This window comes from Pseudomonas oryzagri (genome assembly GCF_020831405.1).
GTDB lineage: Bacteria > Pseudomonadota > Gammaproteobacteria > Pseudomonadales > Pseudomonadaceae > Geopseudomonas > Geopseudomonas oryzagri.
The window spans coordinates 176,055-191,980 of the sequence record NZ_JAJHPU010000031.1; the positions used below are offsets into that span (position 1 = coordinate 176,055).

At 67.0% G+C, this 15,926-nt stretch carries 17 protein-coding genes; 7 read left to right on the plus strand and 10 right to left on the minus strand.

What is annotated here, in order from left to right:
- Nucleotides 1-267 precede the first annotated feature (267 nt).
- Nucleotides 268-696 (plus strand): PA0061/PA0062 family lipoprotein, encoded by a 429-nt coding sequence (locus tag LMJ29_RS11465; protein ID WP_229605647.1) that lies wholly within the window; start codon nucleotides 268-270, stop codon nucleotides 694-696.
- 42 nt (nucleotides 697-738) lie between these two features.
- Here the strand turns inward: LMJ29_RS11465 and LMJ29_RS11470 are convergent, their stop codons facing one another.
- Nucleotides 739-954: a dodecin gene (locus tag LMJ29_RS11470; RefSeq protein ID WP_229605648.1), complete on the minus strand. Its 216-nt coding sequence runs from the start codon at nucleotides 952-954 to the stop codon at nucleotides 739-741.
- Nucleotides 955-991: 37 nt separating this feature from the next.
- Complete coding sequence (locus LMJ29_RS11475) at nucleotides 992-2,056, minus strand: aminopeptidase (RefSeq protein ID WP_229605649.1); 1,065 nt, start codon at nucleotides 2,054-2,056, stop codon at nucleotides 992-994.
- Nucleotides 2,057-2,439: 383 nt separating this feature from the next.
- Between LMJ29_RS11475 and LMJ29_RS11480 the strand changes: the two genes are divergently transcribed.
- Nucleotides 2,440-2,853: a PA0061/PA0062 family lipoprotein gene (locus LMJ29_RS11480; protein WP_229605650.1), complete on the plus strand. Its 414-nt coding sequence runs from the start codon at nucleotides 2,440-2,442 to the stop codon at nucleotides 2,851-2,853.
- Between the two features lie 172 nt (nucleotides 2,854-3,025).
- Here LMJ29_RS11480 and LMJ29_RS11485 read toward each other — a convergent pair whose 3' ends face one another.
- Complete coding sequence (locus LMJ29_RS11485; RefSeq protein ID WP_229605651.1) at nucleotides 3,026-3,925, minus strand: LysR family transcriptional regulator; 900 nt, start codon at nucleotides 3,923-3,925, stop codon at nucleotides 3,026-3,028.
- Nucleotides 3,926-4,057: 132 nt separating this feature from the next.
- On the opposite strand from LMJ29_RS11485, the gene trpB reads away from it, so the two are divergent.
- Together trpB and trpA are read left to right on the plus strand one after the other, a co-directional pair.
- The gene (trpB, locus tag LMJ29_RS11490) at nucleotides 4,058-5,287 is read left to right on the plus strand and encodes a tryptophan synthase subunit beta (RefSeq protein ID WP_229605652.1); all 1,230 of its coding nucleotides are present in this window, start codon (nucleotides 4,058-4,060) and stop codon (nucleotides 5,285-5,287) included.
- Complete coding sequence (trpA, locus tag LMJ29_RS11495) at nucleotides 5,284-6,093, plus strand: tryptophan synthase subunit alpha (protein ID WP_229605653.1); 810 nt, start codon at nucleotides 5,284-5,286, stop codon at nucleotides 6,091-6,093. Before trpB ends, trpA begins: the two co-directional genes overlap by 4 nt.
- Before the next feature lie 133 nt (nucleotides 6,094-6,226).
- Here the strand turns inward: trpA and LMJ29_RS11500 are convergent, their stop codons facing one another.
- Both LMJ29_RS11500 and LMJ29_RS11505 read right to left on the minus strand, forming a co-directional pair.
- Nucleotides 6,227-7,420 carry a DUF6575 domain-containing protein gene (locus tag LMJ29_RS11500; protein WP_229605654.1) on the minus strand — a complete coding sequence of 398 codons (1,194 nt, stop codon included), beginning with the start codon at nucleotides 7,418-7,420 and terminating at the stop codon, nucleotides 6,227-6,229.
- Nucleotides 7,421-8,136: 716 nt separating this feature from the next.
- Nucleotides 8,137-8,457, minus strand: coding sequence for a hypothetical protein (locus tag LMJ29_RS11505; RefSeq protein WP_229605655.1), 321 nt, complete (start codon nucleotides 8,455-8,457; stop codon nucleotides 8,137-8,139).
- Between the two features lie 244 nt (nucleotides 8,458-8,701).
- Here LMJ29_RS11505 and LMJ29_RS11510 point away from each other — a divergent pair, with 244 nt between their 5' ends.
- Entirely contained in the window at nucleotides 8,702-9,121 is a 420-nt protein-coding gene (locus LMJ29_RS11510; protein ID WP_229605656.1) for a secondary thiamine-phosphate synthase enzyme YjbQ, read from the plus strand.
- Nucleotides 9,122-9,443: 322 nt separating this feature from the next.
- On the opposite strand, the gene dkgB is transcribed toward LMJ29_RS11510, so the two are convergent.
- Complete coding sequence (dkgB, locus tag LMJ29_RS11515) at nucleotides 9,444-10,244, minus strand: 2,5-didehydrogluconate reductase DkgB (protein WP_229605657.1); 801 nt, start codon at nucleotides 10,242-10,244, stop codon at nucleotides 9,444-9,446.
- A gap of 16 nt (nucleotides 10,245-10,260) precedes the next feature.
- On the minus strand, nucleotides 10,261-11,469 hold the full coding sequence (locus LMJ29_RS11520) for an MFS transporter (protein WP_229605658.1): 1,209 nt from the start codon (nucleotides 11,467-11,469) through the stop codon (nucleotides 10,261-10,263).
- A gap of 100 nt (nucleotides 11,470-11,569) precedes the next feature.
- On the opposite strand from LMJ29_RS11520, the gene LMJ29_RS11525 reads away from it, so the two are divergent.
- Entirely contained in the window at nucleotides 11,570-12,475 is a 906-nt protein-coding gene (locus tag LMJ29_RS11525; RefSeq protein WP_229605659.1) for a LysR family transcriptional regulator, read from the plus strand.
- A gap of 146 nt (nucleotides 12,476-12,621) precedes the next feature.
- Here LMJ29_RS11525 and LMJ29_RS11530 read toward each other — a convergent pair whose 3' ends face one another.
- Nucleotides 12,622-13,140 carry a CAP domain-containing protein gene (locus tag LMJ29_RS11530; RefSeq protein WP_229605660.1) on the minus strand — a complete coding sequence of 173 codons (519 nt, stop codon included), beginning with the start codon at nucleotides 13,138-13,140 and terminating at the stop codon, nucleotides 12,622-12,624.
- A 289-nt stretch (nucleotides 13,141-13,429) separates the two neighbouring features.
- Here LMJ29_RS11530 and LMJ29_RS11535 point away from each other — a divergent pair, with 289 nt between their 5' ends.
- On the plus strand, nucleotides 13,430-14,527 hold the full coding sequence (locus LMJ29_RS11535; protein ID WP_229605661.1) for an FUSC family protein: 1,098 nt from the start codon (nucleotides 13,430-13,432) through the stop codon (nucleotides 14,525-14,527).
- Here the strand turns inward: LMJ29_RS11535 and LMJ29_RS11540 are convergent.
- Both LMJ29_RS11540 and LMJ29_RS11545 read right to left on the minus strand, forming a co-directional pair.
- Complete coding sequence (locus LMJ29_RS11540; protein ID WP_229605662.1) at nucleotides 14,524-14,928, minus strand: hypothetical protein; 405 nt, start codon at nucleotides 14,926-14,928, stop codon at nucleotides 14,524-14,526. The genes LMJ29_RS11535 and LMJ29_RS11540 overlap by 4 nt on opposite strands.
- Nucleotides 14,929-15,004: 76 nt before the next feature.
- Entirely contained in the window at nucleotides 15,005-15,859 is an 855-nt protein-coding gene (locus LMJ29_RS11545) for an EamA family transporter (protein WP_229605663.1), read from the minus strand.
- Nucleotides 15,860-15,926: the final 67 nt, after the last annotated feature.

Here is a 15,926-nt window from a genome sequence, read left to right on the forward strand (position 1 = left end):
TTCGATCACGCGAGCAGGCAGGCGAGGAACCGTCGCATCGCGAAGCCGTCACAGGAACTGCGCAGCCGGGCACCAACCCGGCGGCGACGGTCTAAGGTACTGGTGGCCTGTTTGGTTAGTTCAGCTGGTCAATTTCGGCGCCCATGGCCCCGATACGGCGTTGCCACGCCTCGGAACCATGGTCATCCGAACTTGAGTCAGTCGACTGACCGCACAGGCCACTCGATGACCAGACATCCGCCGGCCCCGCCTGTCACGGAGACTCCCATGCGCCAGCCGCTCCTGTCCGTCCCGCTCCTCGCCGCCACCCTGTCGCTCGCCGCCTGCGTCAGCCCGCTGCCGCCCCACGATCCGCGCCAGGCGTGGATCGACATGCAGGCCCAACCCGATACCCAGCTCGGCGCCGACGAAGTCGACGGCGTGGACTGGCCCGACCGCCGCTACTTCCAGGTCTATCCCGGCGCCCATCGCCTGCAGGTACGCTTCGGCTTCGAGGTACCGGGCGGCGGCCTCGGCCCGAGCAGCGAACCGATCTGGCGCACCTGCATCCTCGAGGTGAAGTACGCCGAGTTCGCCGCCGGGGAGCGCTATCGCCTGGAGGTGCGGCCCGTCGCCCATCGCGCCATGGGGCGTCTGCTGACGGCCGACGGCAAGCGCGTGGCGCGCGCCGAAATGCGCCGCTGCGGCGCCTGGTGAAAGGAAAAACGCCGGGCCGGCCGCGCCGCGGCGCCCGCCTCCTCAGCTGCCGACGATGCGAAAGCCCACCTTGATGGTCACCTGGTAGTGGCCGACCAGGCCGTCCTGGATATGGCCGCGGGTTTCCAGCACCTCGAACCAGTCCATGTGATGCACGGTCTTGGCCGCCTCGGCCAGCGCGTTGTTGATGGCATCCTCGATGCCGGTGCGCGACGAGCCGACCAGTTCGATCATCTTGTAGGTGTGGTGATCCGACATGACAACGCTCCTCAGGTGACGGGGGGTCTCCTGAACGCTAGTCAAGCCGCGGCGGACCGGCAAACCCGCCGCGCGCCTGCAGCGCCGTCAGCGCCTGCCAGCGCGCCTGCTCGCCCAGCGCGGCCAGCTCGGCGGCCCGCGCGTAGAAGCGCGGCCAGTCGCCGCCGACCTCGGCGAACAGCGCGGCGAACGCCGGCACCCACTGCTCGTAGAGGCCGAACGGCAGCAGGCGGGCGTTGTTCAGCGGGCGGGCGAACCAGGCGTCGAAGCGCCCGTCGCCCTGCCAGGCGCCGTCGCGCAGCGCCGCATACTCGCTGCGCAGGCGCTGGAACTCGGCGCGCTTGGCCGCGCGCATCGCCTCCGCCGGCAAGGGCTGGGCATACAACTGCTGCAGGCGTGCGCGGCTGGCCAGCACCAGGTCGACGAACTGCTCGCGCTGGCGGGCGAGCTGGGTCGGCGGTGGCGGCAGATCGCGCGCGCGGCGCCACTGGCGCAGCCCCTCCTCCTCGACGAAGCGGGCGAAGGACTCGTTGAAGGCGGTGTCGCCGGGCAGGTACAGGCGTTGGTGGGCCAACTCGTGGAAGATCAGCGCGGCCAGCCGCTCGTCGCTCCAGGCGAGCATGCCGCCGAGCAGCGGGTCGTCGAACCAGCCGAGGGTGGAATAGGCCTCGACGCCGGCCACCTCGGTGTCCAGCCCCTCGCCGTGCAGCAGCGCGGCGGCGCCGCGCGCGCGCTGCTCGTCGAAGTAGCCGCGATAGGCCACGCAACCGGCGACGGGGAAGCAGTGGCTGCGCGCCTCCAGGGAGAACTCCGGCGTGGCGAACAGGTTCCACACCACGTAGGGGCGCTTGAGGTCGGCATACAGCCGGTAGCTGCGGTTGTCCGGCAGGGCCAGCTGCGTGCTGGCGAAGTCGCGCGCCTCCTGGCTGTGCTGCAGGCGCTGGCGCAGCTCGGCCGGCTGCGCCGGATCGGCGAGCAGCGCCGCCACCGGCTGGCGGGCGCGCAGCAGCTGCCATTGCCCGTCGGCCAGGTGGGCGTAGTAGCCGACGCTGGAACAACCGGTGAGCAAGGCGAGCAGCGGGAGCAGGCGAAGAAACGACATGGCGTCCACTCGGGGGGCGTTGCGAGCAAACTAACCGATCGCTGGCGCGCCATGAAGGGGTAGCCGGCGCAGGCGCCGGGCGGCGTCCATCGCGCGCCGGGACGGCTCGCTGTGATCTCTCCGCAGGTTGTTCATCCGGGGCGTTCCCGAAATTCTGGAAGCGCGACCCACACAGCCTTGCAGGCCCCTCGCGCGCCGGGGCGACGCCCAGACCGCCACCGCCGCTCCAACGCATCAGGGGGTCTCTATGGAAAAAATCTCCGCTGCCGCAACGGCCAACGCCCCTACTCCAGCCACGACCGGCGGAGCGACACCTGCGCCGCGAAAAATCCGCCGTCGCGGCGCTATCCTGAACCTATCCAATCCATTCCCCGGAACCCGCCATGCGCGCCCTCCTCCTGCTCGCCGCGCTGACGCTGCTCGGCGCCTGCGCCAGTCCCCTGCCCCAGCCCGATCCGCAGCAGGCCTGGATCGACTTCCGCACCGAGCCCGGCGAGCTGCTGATGGCCGAAACCGTCGACAACCGGCGCATGAGCGACGGCCGCTACTTCCAGGTCGCCCCCGGCGCCCACCGCCTGGAGGTGACCTACCGCTTCGAGGTGTTTATCGGCCCGCTGTTCACCAGCGACCCGGTGTACATGCTCTGCTACCTGCGCCTGGACTACGCCAACTTCGCCGCCGGCCAGCGCTACCGCCTGCACGCCCGCCACTGGCAGTTCCAGACCGAATCCTGGCTCGAGGACGCCAACGGCCAGCGCCTGGCCGAGGGGCAGGAATGGCACTGCATTCCGCAGTAGGAGCCAATCGGCCAGCGCCAGGGCGCGACGGTGACATGACGGCCCCAAGAGGCCACCAGCGGCTCCGCCTCGCGCATTCCCTGTAGGGGCGAATTCATTCGCCAAGGGGTGCGAAGCGCCCCCGGAACCCTCAAGGGCAGGCCGCTGGCCTGCTTGGCGAATAAATTCGCCCCTACAGGTTCGCCGCCAGCTCGGCGCGCAGCCATTCGGCCAGCTCGATGGCGCGGCGGTCGCCGCCGCGCGCCGGCACCCATAGCGCCAAGCGCGCCGGCGTGGCGACGAAGCCCCAGGGCGCCTCCAACCGGCCGGCGGCCAGGTCGTCGGCGACTAGCAGTTGCGGCGCGATGGCCACGCCGAGGCCGGCCACCGCCGCCTCCAGCAGGTAGTAGAGATGTTCGAAACCCTGGCCCAAGCTCAGCCCGGCCGGATCGAGCCCCTGCGCCCGCGCCCACTGCGGCCAGGCCTGCGGCCGCGACACCGTGTGCAGCAACGGCTCGCCGAGCAGCGCGCCGGCCGGCGCCGCGCGCAGCGCGCCGTAGCGCACGTGACGGGACGACAGCACCGGGCCGATACGCTCCTCGGCCAGCTCGAATACCTGCATGTCCGCCGGCCACGGCGGTGCGGCGAACCACAGGGTGGCGTCCAGCCCCGGCCGGCGCGGGTCCAGTTCGCCCTCGCTGGCCGAGAGCTGCAGGCGCAATTGCGGCAGGTCGCGCTGCAGACGGTCGAGTCGCGGGATGAACCAGCGCGCCAGCAGGCTGCCCGGACAGCCGAGCACGAACGGCGCCTGCTCGCGGCCCTCGCGCAGCTCAAAGCACACACCGCGCAGATCGTCGAAAGCTGCAGCTGCGACCGCGCTCAGCCGCTGGCCGGCATCGGTGAGTTTCACGCCGCGTCCGTCCTTGCTGAATAGCGCCACGCCGAGGTGCTCCTCCAGCGCGCGCAACTGGCGACTCACCGCCCCGTGGGTGACGTGCAGCTCCGAGGCCGCGCGGCTGACGCTGCCGAGCCGGGCGGTGGCTTCGAAGGCGCGCAGGGCGTTCAGCGGAGGAAGGTCGCGAGGCTGGCTCATCTGTGAGTTTTCCTGACAGGTCATGGCGATCTTATCGCTTTTCCCGCCGCCCGCCATTGGCTACCGTGTAGCCACTGCCGCAGGCGCGCGCCCTGCCCGCCCCTGTCGCCCCATTCCCCACTGGAGCCAGCCATGACCCAGAGCTATTCCCACGGCCCCGACGAGCGCGGCCTGTTCGGCCCGTTCGGCGGCCAGTTCGTCGCCGAAACCCTGATGCCGCTGATCAACGACCTGGCCGCCGAGTACGAGGCCGCCAAAAAAGATCCGGCGTTCCTCGAAGAACTCGCCTACTTCCAGCGCGACTACATCGGCCGCCCGAGCCCGCTGTACTACGCCGAGCGCCTGTCCGAGCACTTCGGCGGCGCGAAGATCTACTTGAAGCGCGAGGAGCTGAACCACACCGGCGCGCACAAGATCAACAACTGCATCGGCCAGATCCTGCTGGCCAAGCGCATGGGCAAGAAGCGCATCATCGCCGAGACCGGCGCCGGCATGCACGGCGTGGCCAGCGCCACCGTGGCCGCGCGCTTCGGCCTCGAGTGCGTGGTGTACATGGGCACCACCGACATCGACCGCCAGCAGGCCAACGTCTTCCGCATGAAGCTGCTCGGCGCCAAGGTCATCCCGGTCACCGCCGGCACCGGCACCCTCAAGGACGCCATGAACGAGGCGCTGCGCGACTGGGTGACCAACGTCGACAACACCTTCTACCTGATCGGCACCGCCGCCGGCCCGCACCCCTACCCGGCGATGGTCCGCGACTTCCAGGCGGTGATCGGCCGCGAGACCCGCGCGCAGATCCTCGAACACGAAGGCCGCCTGCCGGACTCCGTGGTCGCCTGCATCGGCGGCGGCTCCAACGCCATCGGCCTGTTCCACGAGTTCCTCGACGAGCCGAGCGTGCAGATCGTCGGCGTCGAGGCGGCCGGCCACGGCATCGACACCGGCAAGCACGCCGCCAGCATGGCCGGCGGCAAGCCCGGCGTGCTGCACGGCAACCGCACCTTCCTGCTGCAGGACGCCGACGGGCAGATCACCGACGCCCACTCGATCTCCGCCGGCCTCGACTACCCCGGCGTCGGCCCCGAGCACGCGTGGCTGCACCACATCGGCCGCGTCGAATACGTGCCGATCACCGACGACGAAGCCATGCAGGCCTTCCAGCACTGCTGCCGCCTGGAAGGCATCATCCCGGCGCTGGAGTCGTCCCACGCGCTGGCCGAAGCCTTCAAGCGCGCGCCCAGCCTGCCCAAGGACCACCTGATGGTGGTCAACCTGTCCGGCCGCGGCGACAAGGACATGCAGACCGTGATGCACTACCTGTCACTTGATGAGAAAGCCGCCGAGGAGACCCGCGCATGAGCCGTCTGCAGAGCCGCTTCGCCGCACTGAAGCAAGAGAACCGCGCCGCCCTGGTCACCTTCGTCACCGCCGGCGACCCGGACTACGCCACTTCGCTGGCGATCCTCAAGGGCCTGCCGGAAGCCGGCGCCGACGTGATCGAGCTGGGCATGCCGTTCACCGACCCGATGGCCGACGGCCCGGCGATCCAGCTGGCCAACATCCGCGCGCTGGGCGGCGGCCAGAACATGGTCAAAACCCTGCAGATGGTCCGCGAGTTCCGCACCGGCAACCAGGACACCCCGCTGGTGCTGATGGGTTACTACAACCCGATCTTCGTCTACGGCGTCGACCGCTTTATCGCTGATGCGAAAGAGGCCGGCGTCGACGGCCTGATCGTGGTCGACCTGCCGCCGGAGCACAACGACGAGCTGTGCGACCCGGCCCAGGCCGCCGGCATCGACTTTATCCGCCTGACCACCCCGACCACCGACGACGCCCGCCTGCCCACCGTGCTGAACGGCAGCTCCGGCTTCGTCTACTACGTCTCGGTGGCCGGCGTCACCGGCGCCGGCGCGGCGACCATGGACCAGGTGGAAGAAGCGGTAGCCCGCCTGCGCCGCCACACCGACCTGCCGCTGTGCATCGGCTTCGGCATCCGCACCCCCGAACACGCCGCCGAAGTGGCCAAACGCGCCGATGGCGCGGTGGTGGGCTCGGCGCTGATCGACAAGATCGCCAAGGCGGCGTCGCCGGCCGAGGCGGTGAGTGGGGTGTTGGGGTTGTGTCGGGAGTTGGCGGAGGGGGTGCGGGGCGCGCGGGGGTAAACGCGTACGCCGCTAATCAGAAAATAGTGCCGCCGCTTCAGGAAGAAAACGGCGGCACTATTTTGGCTCAAACTCCTGCAAGCAAAATCGGCTTTTCAAAACAAAGATAAAATTTTATCTACCGTTGAAAAACCTACTCTTCAACAGCTTGCAGAGATACCAGAACCCACTTCACAACTTCCGCACCAGAAGAAGAATTTGTTTCAACAAGCCGCTTCAGCACCACATCATAAATTCCGTTTATTTTTGAGTGAGAAACTTTTCCAACTGAATCGTCAGAAATTCTTCCGGAATAGCTCTCCCCATCAACGCTACTTCTTACGCGGTACCTTTTTGTCTGCACATCCAGACCTAGCAACTCAGCCCTAAAAGCAATAGATTCAGACATATCAATGTCGATCTGATTAACAATCTCAAAGGCCCTCCTTAACTCCTGTCGTGAAATACTTAAAGTACTCCCTCGCCCAGGATTAGGAGACCCCCACTGAATATTTATTGGAGAATTTAGCTTTGTTATTTCCCGGAGGAACGCTCTATACTTAGAGGACACGCGCCCTTTAAAAGCATGAAGCTTATTGCTTAAAAAATCCGCATTATCTCTAACATCAAGAAGATTTGTTAATTCGAGCAGAACATCAGAAGCCAGCGAGTTATCGAATAAGTCGCTCACCCCCGCCGACTTCAACTGGATACCAAAAGACCCTTCAAAAACTTGAGTAGCCTTGAACTTGACGGCTTCCAGTATACCCGCAGGAATTGGCCCTCTAACTGTCGGCTCACCACTACAATACTGCCCAATAGAATCGACCAGGTCCTGAAACGATACCAAGACAGCACCCAGCCCCCTTATCTCTAGCTCAGGAAGTCGCGTATCTGTAGGATATAAATGTAGATTGTAAGTTTCTCGTCTTGAGCTTATAGCAGCCTCAGATGCATCCACTGCTCCAAAGCCTAATTTAACCTCTTCAGGGGATTCTAAATAAGCACCTTCGCTTGGCAAGTCGTCATCCAACAATTGTTCAGGAAATATATATTCGACAGATGACTCACCGCTCAGTCTTGACGAGACCTTAAAAAGATATCCATCTTCCGGGCTAGTATAAGCCTCTCTTAAATCCATCAACTTGGAAACCAATAGCGAAAGCCGTCCAGTTGAAATTGGCAAATACACCCACTCAAACACCTCATAATCATCAAATACAGATAATGCCAGATACTGCCCCCCAGACCTATTTTTACAAGAGAAAAGCCGAAGCACATCAAAGTATTCAAAAACATTTGTTATCGACAGCTCACCAAGAGCGGTTCTTTGTGGAAGATTAAACACTTACCACCTCCGCCTGATGAACAGGAAGGAAAAACTCAACAAGCTCTTGAGCCTCTACAAGAGCCCAAAAAGTGTGATGATTAGCAGTTGTTCTTGATTGAGTAAGAGCGATAACGCCTGTATCTGGAGGCAAAGAGGAAGCCTTAGCAAGCCGTTTCTTTCTTAGCGCCGGAACCCGTGCAGCAGCTGCCAGACAATCTGCCTCTGTTATATAAACCGATAACCCTCGGGCTTCGCACGCCTTCTCCCCCCAATCATGCCCAGGATTAAGATCATAATACGAGAGGAAATCTTTGTGCTTTGGATTTGATCTATTAGTAAATCTATACACCAGACCAGAGACCGGTGTTGCGTGAGTCGGTGGACAGCTATGAGGGTAATGCGACGGCCAGGCACTCATGACTCAACCTGCCCCTGCTCTAACCAAAAACCGCCTGCTTCAATACGGGTAAAGCTACCTTTCACCATTGAACTCCCTTTCTCTATATCGGCGCTTTCACGACCATCGACTTCGTGCAGGAGAGTAAATCTTAGCTATTTTCGTCAAAAAAAGGACAAATTTACGAGCGTGCCCAGACTCCCGCGTAGGGGCTCACTCTAAGCCACTCTCGCGGCTGGACGGGAGCCTCCAGAGGTCAGGCTCCTACGCAGGAGCGTAGGAGCTATCAAAAATGGGCTGTGGAAAACTGCTTATCCACAACCATGCAGCGGGCCCCTCAGGGCAACTGTCTGATCTCCACCACCCCCAACTCCACCGCAAGCAGATCGACCAGCGCGACCAGACTCAGGCTTTCGTAGTTGTCGAAGGTGTCCTCGTCGAGGTGCTCGACATGCACCCCGTAATGCTCCGGCGGCTGGCCCAGGGTGTTCAGCCAGATGCGCAGGTGCGGATCGCCGGGGTGCAGGAGGTAGACCGCCCGCGCGTCCTGCTGGCTCTGGGTATCCACCACGAAGGCATCCGGCCCCAGCTGCGCGGTCAGTAGCAGCAACACGTGCCGGATGTCCTGATGTTTATCCAGCGCCCAGATATTCACCATGCCTTGCCTCTCCCCAGTTCACTGCGTCAGCCGCGCCCAGCGGGCGGCGCAGCAGCAGGTCCAAAAACCGTCGCAGCCGTATCACAAGCAAGAAACTAACCGTTTCTGCCGGAGGTCACTTGGAGGACGGCTGTCGCGCGGGGGCAGGCTTTTCTGCGCCAGGCGGGGAGGAAGTTATCCACCGGAGCCAAGGGCCGAGGCGGGTAAGATCTGTCCACTTTTCGACAATGAAGGGCGCCGGACCATGTGGCACCAATACCATTTCCAGCTCAAACCCCGCCGCCGCGGCTTTCATCTGGTGACGGAGGAAATCCTCAGCCATTGCCTGGCCATCGGCACGATCCGCGTCGGCCTGATGCATGTGTTCATCCAGCACACCTCCGCCTCGCTGACCATCAACGAGAACGCCGACCCCACGGTGCGCAGCGACTTCGAGGCCTGGTTCAACCGCGCGGTGCGCGAGGACGAGTCGTACTACCGGCACACCGAGGAAGGCAGCGACGACCTGCCGGCGCACATCAAGACCAGCCTGCTAGGCAATAGCGTGAGCGTGCCGATCAGCAACGGCCGGCCGAATCTGGGCACCTGGCAGGGCATCTACCTGGGCGAACACCGCGACCACGGCGGGGCGCGGACGCTGGTAGTGACCTTGCAGGGGGAGTGAGCCACCCGGTTGGAGCCGAGTTCGTAGGGTGGAAAACGGCGCAGCCTTTTCCACCAGCCCTTGGGGGCGGCGGACAATCGCTGCGCGAGTTGTCCACCCTACAAGGCTGGACGCGGAGCGTCCGGGGGCCGGCTCCTCCGCAGGCGCGTGGGAGCCGTCAATGGTCCGGACTTGTAGGGTGGAAAACGGCGCAGCCTTTTCCACCAGCTCTTGGGTGGGCGGTGGACAATCGCTGCGCGAGTTGTCCACCCTACGGGCCAAGCGCCTCAGCCGGCATTCTTCCCAGCAAATTGCCCTTAGCCGGCGCCGCACTTCCCGCAGATCAATCCCAAACCGGCGCGAAGTCCGGGTTGGCGACCCGTTCGCCGCGGTCCAGTTCGGCGATGGCGGCCATCTCTGCGGCGCTCAGGCGCAGCCCACTCGCCGCCAGGTTGCTGGCCAGGTTCTCGCGTTTGGTCGACGACGGAATCACCGCAAAACCCTGCTGCAGCAGCCAGGCCAGCGCCACCTGGGCCGGGGTAGCGCCATGCTGCGCGGCGATGCGCTGGATCACCGGCTCGGCCAGCACCTTGCCGTAGGCCAGCGGCATGTAGGCGGTGAGGTGGATGCCCTGCGCTCGGGCGAACTCGACCAGCTTGCGGTTCTGCAGCAGCGGGTGGATCTCCACCTGGTTGGTGGCGATCTCGCCGGCGCCGACCGCGGCGATGGCCTCGCGCAAATGCGCGATGGTGAAATTGGATACGCCGATGGCGGCGGTCAGGCCCTGGCGCTTGGCTTCCAGCAGCTCGTCCATGTACTGCGCCACCAGCACGGCATCGCCGGGCGAGGGCCAGTGGATCAGGGTGAGGTCGACCCGCTCCAGGCCGAGCTTTTCCAGGCTCTCGCGCAGGCTGGGGATAAGTTTTCCGGCGGCGAGGTTGTCGGTCCAGATCTTGGTGGTGACGAACAGCTCTTCACGGGCCACGCCGCTGTCGGCGATGGCCTGGCCGACGGCGGCCTCGTTGCCGTAGATCTGCGCGGTGTCGATGTGCCGGTAGCCGAGTTCCAGGCCGCTGCGCAGCGAGTCGATGACGATCTGGTCCTGGAGACGGAAGGTGCCGAGGCCAAGGGATGGGATCTGCATGGGGATATCTCCTGGATCAGTGGCCGGCGACCAGCGCCGAATGGGTTTGAGCAAGTTCGGCCGGCGGATCGCGGCGCTCCAGGCGGCCGGCCCAGGCGGTCAGGAGCAGGGCGCCGAGCACCACCAGCGCGCCGATCCAGGCGGTATGGATCAGCCCGAGGCCGGCGACGATGTGCCCGCCGAGCCAGGCGCCGCCGGCGATGCCGAGGTTGAAGGCGGCGATGTTCAGCCCGGAGGCGACGTCCACCGCCTGCGGCGCGTGCTGCTGCGCCTGGCGCACCACGTAGAGCTGCAGGCCGGGTACGTTGCCGAAGGCCACGGCGCCCCACAGCAGCACGGTGAGCAGCGCCAGCCAGGGGTTGGCGGCGGTGAAGGTGAGCGCCAGCAGCACGGCGGCGAGCAGGGCGAAGATCAGCTTGAGCGCGCCGATCGGTCCGCGGCGGTCGGCCAGCTTGCCGCCCCAGATGTTGCCGACCGCCACCGAGACGCCGTAGACCAGCAACACCACGCCGACCATCGAGGCGTCGAAGCCGCTGACCTCCTGGAGGATGGGCGCGAGGAAGGTGAAGGCGGTGAAGGTGCCGCCGTAGCCCAGCGCGGTCATCGCGTAGACCAGCAGCAGGCGCGGCTGCCTGAGCACCGCCAGCTGGGTGAGCAGGGCGGCCGGCGGCGCGTGGCGGATGTCGCGCGGCACGAACAGCAGGCTGCCGACGAAGGCGATCACCCCCAGCGCGGACACGGCGAGGAAGGTCTCCCGCCAACCCAGGTGCTGGCCGATAAAGGTGCCCAGCGGCACACCGGTGACCAGCGCCACGGTCAGCCCGGTGAACATGATGGCGATGGCGCTGGCCGCCTTCTCCTTGGCCACCAGGCTGGTGGCGATGGTCGAGCCGATCGAGAAGAACACGCCGTGGGCCAGGCCGGTGACGATGCGCGCGGCGATCAGCGACTCGTAGCCGGGCGCCTGCCAGGCCAGCAGGTTGCCGGCGGTGAACAGCACCATCAGGCCGAGCAGCAGGGCCTTGCGCGGCACCCGGCCGGTCAGCGCGGTGAGCAGCGGGGCGCCGACCGCCACGCCGAGGGCGTAGAGGCTGACCAAGAGGCCCGCCGAGGGCAGGTCGACGCCGAGGTCGGCGGCGATGGTGGGCAGAAGGCCGACGATGACGAACTCCGTCGTGCCGATGGCAAAGGCGCTCAGCGTGAGCGCGAGCAGGGCGATGGGCATGGATTGGCTCCGCAAGGGACTGGATGGCGTGCAGTCTCCACGGCAGACTCATGCGGAAAAACCCGGTAGTGCGCCAAAGATATTTGCCGAGGAGTCACGAATGAAGACCAGCCTGGACGAGCTGCAGGCCTTCACCCAAGTGGTGGACGGCGGCTCGATCACCGCCGCCGCCGAGCAGCTGGGGCAGACCGCCTCGGGCATCAGCCGCGCCCTCGGCCGTCTCGAGGAGAAGCTCGGCGTCACCCTGCTGCGCCGCACCACCCGGCGCCTGGAGCTGACCGAGGAGGGCGCGCTGTTCCTCGCCCAGGCGCGGCGCATCGTCGCCGCCGTGGAGGACGCCGAGGAGCAGATGAGCCTGCGTCGGCAGGCCCCGGCCGGACGCCTGCGGGTCAACGCCGCCTCGCCCTTTATGCTGCATGTGCTCGTACCCTTGGTCGCCGGATTCCGTCAGCGCTATCCGCTGATCGAGCTGGAGCTGAACAGCAACGACCAGATCATCGATCTGCTGGAGCAGCGCACCGACCTCGCCATCCGCATCGGCGCGCTGCGCGACTCCAGCCTGCACGCGCGGCCGCTGGGGCGCAGCCGCGTCCGCGTGCTGGCCAGCCCGAGCTACCTGGCCGCGCGCGGCATGCCGCGCACACCGGCCGAGCTGGACGGCCACGACCTGCTCGGCTTCACCCAGCCCGACAGCCTCAACCTGTGGCCGCTGCGCCACGAGCAGGGCGACCAGCTGCCGATCGCGCCGACGCTCAAGGCCTCCAGTGGCGAGACCCTGCGCCAGCTGGCGCTGGCCGGCGCCGGGCTGGTCTGCCTGTCGGATTTCATGACCGCCGAGGATCGGCGCAGCGGCACGCTGGTGGAGGTGCTGGCCGCGCACAGCGCCGACACCCGCCAGCCGATCAACGCCGTGTACTACCGCAACACCGCGCTGGCGGCACGCATCGCCTGTTTCCTCGACTACCTGAGCGAATGCCTGGCCGGGCAGGACTGGGCGAAGTCCTGAGCGGGCGGCCGCCGACAGGGTCGCGCCGCCCTGCCGCAGCGCGCGCGGCGTGGCGAGCGCACAGGCGCCACGACCACCCGGACTTCATGCGCGAGGTCAGCGCGCGAGTAGCGCGGGTATCTGTAGCTTGCCGGCCGCCGCACGCCTCAGTACGGCGCGCGGCCCAGGTAGTTGCCCTTGGGCTCGTAGTGGCACACCACGATCTCCTTGTCGTCGCAGGCACTGACGCCGCAGCCGAGCTGACGGGTATCGCGCCAGACCATCTGCGTGTAGTGGCCGGCGGGCGCCCAGTTGTGCGCACGCAGCGGGCCGCCGCGATAGCGGCGCCGCTCGGCGGCCCAGGCCTGGGCGGCGTCGCCCACCCCGTAGTAGCCGGCGGTGCCGATGAACAGGTTCTCGCCGTAGCGCGAGCCGCGGCTGTGGCGCATCCGGCAGCTGCTGTCGGCCAGGTGGTCGGCCCAGCGCTGGGCGCTGGTGGCGACCTGCGGCGACCAGCGCAGCGGCGGCACGCGCACCTGCGCACGCGCGCGGTTGTGCTCTTGCAGCAGGGTGCGCACCTCGCCGCGGTCGAGGCGCGAGCCGGTCGAGGCGAAGGCGTCGGCGGAGGCGAACAGCAGCAGGGCGGCGAGGCAGGAGGACAGCAGGCGGGCAGGGCGGCGGTGCATGGGGGATTTTTCCCGTGACAGGGTGGAGGGACCGAGCACAGACCATCCGCCGCGGGCCGCGTTCTCGGGCGGCGCCGCGAGCCGACGAGTGCCCGCCGGAAAGCGGGCGCAGTCGCGCCTTTCGCCCGCCGCCGCCACCGGCGACCGGCCCGCTGCAGGCGTCGGCGCGCCCCGCTGCACGCAGCACTTGCGCCCGCACCGCGATTGCCGCGATAAGCAGCTACACGGCGGCGGCGCGCGGCGGACGGAGCGGGGCCGCGCCCGCGGTCCATCGGCACAGGAGCAGGCGATGCAAGGCAAACGGGCGCAAGTGAAACGACTGCTGCAGGCCCAGTGGCGGCAGCTGGTGACCATCAACCCCAGCGACCGGCCGTGGCAGAAGCCGTTCGCCGCCGCGCTGGCCAGCGGCCTGCCGCTGCTGATCGGCGCGCTGCTCGGGCGCATGGACTACGGGCTGGTGGCCTCGCTGGGCGGCCTGGTGTTCCTCTACACGCCGCGCACGCCGCTCTACCACCGCATGCTGACGGTGATGACCTGCGCCTTCGCGATGATCGCCTGCTATGCGCTGGGGCTGTTGAGCAACTTCGTGCCGGTGCTGAAGGTGCCGGCGCTGGTGTTCGTCACCGTGCTGGTGAGCATGGCCTGCCGCTTCTACGGCCTGGGCGTGCCGGGCAGCCTGTTCTTCGTGTTGGCCGCCTCGCTCGGCGCCTACACGCCGCTGACCTGGGAGCAGGTGCCGCTGATGGTCGGCCTGCTGGCGATGGGCGCCCTGCTGGCCTGCCTGATCGCCTTCTTCTACAGCGCCCATATCCTGCGCTCGCGCGAGCCCGATCCGGCGCCGCCGCTGCCGGTGCCGACCTTCGACTTCGTGGTGTTCGACTCGGTGGTGATCGGCCTGTTCGTCGGCCTGGCGCTGGCCATCGCCCAGCTCCTGCAGCTGGAGAAGGCCTACTGGGTGCCGGTCAGCTGCCTGGCGGTGATCCAGGGCGCCTCGCTGCAGGCGGTGTGGAACCGCCAGCTGCACCGCCTGCTCGGCACCGTGATCGGCCTGCTGCTGGCCTGGGGGCTGCTCCTGCTGCCGCTGGATCGCTGGAGCGTCACCCTGGCGATGATGCTGCTGGCCTTCGTGGTCGAGACCGCGGTGGTGCGCCACTACGGCTTCGCGGTGATCTTCATCACGCCGATGACCATCCTCCTCGCCGAGGCCGCCAGCCTCGGCCAGGGCCCGGTCGCCGCGCTGATCGAGGCGCGCTTCTACGACACCCTGCTCGGCTGCCTGGTCGGCCTCGCCGGTGGCGTATGCCTGCACAGCGCACGCTTTCGCGCGCTGGTCGGCGGGCAGCTGCGCCGGCTGGTGCCGGCGCGCTTCGGGCGCGGCGGCGACTAGAGAAACAGCGGCGGCAACTTGCTCGCCACCCAGAGCACGTACAGGCTCACGACCAGCCGCGCCAGCCAGGTCCAGAGCCGAAGACCGGTGTTGACCGCGCAGCGCCAGACCACCACCAGGGACAACACCGCGAAGGCGAAGGTCGGCGGGGCGTATATCGCCCGGATGATGGTCTCGCTGCCCAAGCCGGTCGCGCGCTTGAGAGCGATGACGATATCCATAAACAGGGCTGTCGGCAGGCCGAAAGCCAGAGCCAACCAGAGCAGGTTGAAGCCGAGAAAGTAGAACAGCCAGAAGGCCTTCCACAGCGGCTGGCTGCCGTCCAGGTAGCCGCCCAGGCCACCCGCGGCGGGTGGGGGCGTGGAGGTTGCGGGGGAGAGATAGGGGTTGTCGTCGCTCATCGGGGCATCCTTGCCTGGCCTGGGAGTCGTCGCGGCCGACACTATCCCATCGGCCAGCGCCAAACCAACCAGCGCCTCACCCCAGGCGCCGTCCCAGCCGGTTGAGTCCCATGGCGGCGAGGATCACCGCGCCGCCGGCGGCCAGTCGCGGCAGGTCGGCGTCGCGGTTCCAGATCAGCAGGTTGACCACGAGGCCGGCCGGCACGTGCAGCTCGTTGAGCACCGCCAGGGTGCCGGCGCTCACCCGGGTGCTGCCCTTGACCCACCAGTACATGCCCAGCGCGGTGGCGAACAGGCCCATCCACAGCAGCACGCCCCACTGCACGCCGGTCTGCGGCAACCTGGCCGGATTGCCGAACAGCAGGAACGAGGGCAGGGCGAGGAGCAGCGCGCCGAGGAAGAAGTGGCCGAAGTAGCGCGGCAGCGGCTGCGCCACCGGATAGCGGACGAGCAGCTGGCGGCACAGCACCTGGCCGGCGGCGAAGGTGGCGTTGGCGACCTGCAGGAGCAGGAAGCCGAGCAGGTAGTCGCCCGCCAGCGGCTGGAAGCGGATGATCGCCCCGCCGCCCACCGCCACCGCGGCGGCGAGCAGCGCCCAGGGATTGAAGCGCCGCGCCAGGGCGTCGTCGAGCAGGGTCACGTAGATCGGCGTGAGCACGGTGAACAGCAGCACCTCGGGCACGCTCAGCACCGTGAAGCTGCGGTACAGGCACAGGTAGGTGACGCCGAACTGCAGCGCGCCGGCCAGCCACAGGCCGGCCAGCAGGCGCCGCGGCAGGCCGCGCCAGACGGTGAACGGCAGGAACACCAGGGCGGCGATGACCACCCGCGCCAGCACGGCGAAGTCGCTGTCCACCTGGCCGGCCAGGTACTCGCCGATCAGGCTGAAGGAAAAGGCCCAGAGCAGGGTGACGACGAGCAGGTAGGGCATGGCGGCGCCTCGCGACGGAACGGCCGCGGATCATAGGCCGCGCGGCACGGGGCGTCGAGGCGAGCGC

Excerpts from the sequence above, each read along its gene's own strand:
- LMJ29_RS11465 (WP_229605647.1), top strand. The coding sequence starts at position 268 with ATGCGCCAGCCGCTCCTGTCCGTCCCGCTCCTCGCCGCCACCCTGTCG.
- LMJ29_RS11470 (WP_229605648.1), bottom strand. The coding sequence starts at position 954 with ATGTCGGATCACCACACCTACAAGATGATCGAACTGGTCGGCTCGTCG.
- LMJ29_RS11475 (WP_229605649.1), bottom strand. The coding sequence starts at position 2,056 with ATGTCGTTTCTTCGCCTGCTCCCGCTGCTCGCCTTGCTCACCGGTTGT.
- LMJ29_RS11480 (WP_229605650.1), top strand. The coding sequence starts at position 2,440 with ATGCGCGCCCTCCTCCTGCTCGCCGCGCTGACGCTGCTCGGCGCCTGC.
- LMJ29_RS11485 (WP_229605651.1), bottom strand. The coding sequence starts at position 3,925 with ATGAGCCAGCCTCGCGACCTTCCTCCGCTGAACGCCCTGCGCGCCTTC.
- trpB (WP_229605652.1), top strand. The coding sequence starts at position 4,058 with ATGACCCAGAGCTATTCCCACGGCCCCGACGAGCGCGGCCTGTTCGGC.
- trpA (WP_229605653.1), top strand. The coding sequence starts at position 5,284 with ATGAGCCGTCTGCAGAGCCGCTTCGCCGCACTGAAGCAAGAGAACCGC.
- LMJ29_RS11505 (WP_229605655.1), bottom strand. The coding sequence starts at position 8,457 with ATGGTGAATATCTGGGCGCTGGATAAACATCAGGACATCCGGCACGTG.
- LMJ29_RS11510 (WP_229605656.1), top strand. The coding sequence starts at position 8,702 with ATGTGGCACCAATACCATTTCCAGCTCAAACCCCGCCGCCGCGGCTTT.
- dkgB (WP_229605657.1), bottom strand. The coding sequence starts at position 10,244 with ATGCAGATCCCATCCCTTGGCCTCGGCACCTTCCGTCTCCAGGACCAG.
- LMJ29_RS11520 (WP_229605658.1), bottom strand. The coding sequence starts at position 11,469 with ATGCCCATCGCCCTGCTCGCGCTCACGCTGAGCGCCTTTGCCATCGGC.
- LMJ29_RS11525 (WP_229605659.1), top strand. The coding sequence starts at position 11,570 with ATGAAGACCAGCCTGGACGAGCTGCAGGCCTTCACCCAAGTGGTGGAC.
- LMJ29_RS11530 (WP_229605660.1), bottom strand. The coding sequence starts at position 13,140 with ATGCACCGCCGCCCTGCCCGCCTGCTGTCCTCCTGCCTCGCCGCCCTG.
- LMJ29_RS11535 (WP_229605661.1), top strand. The coding sequence starts at position 13,430 with ATGCAAGGCAAACGGGCGCAAGTGAAACGACTGCTGCAGGCCCAGTGG.
- LMJ29_RS11540 (WP_229605662.1), bottom strand. The coding sequence starts at position 14,928 with ATGAGCGACGACAACCCCTATCTCTCCCCCGCAACCTCCACGCCCCCA.
- LMJ29_RS11545 (WP_229605663.1), bottom strand. The coding sequence starts at position 15,859 with ATGCCCTACCTGCTCGTCGTCACCCTGCTCTGGGCCTTTTCCTTCAGC.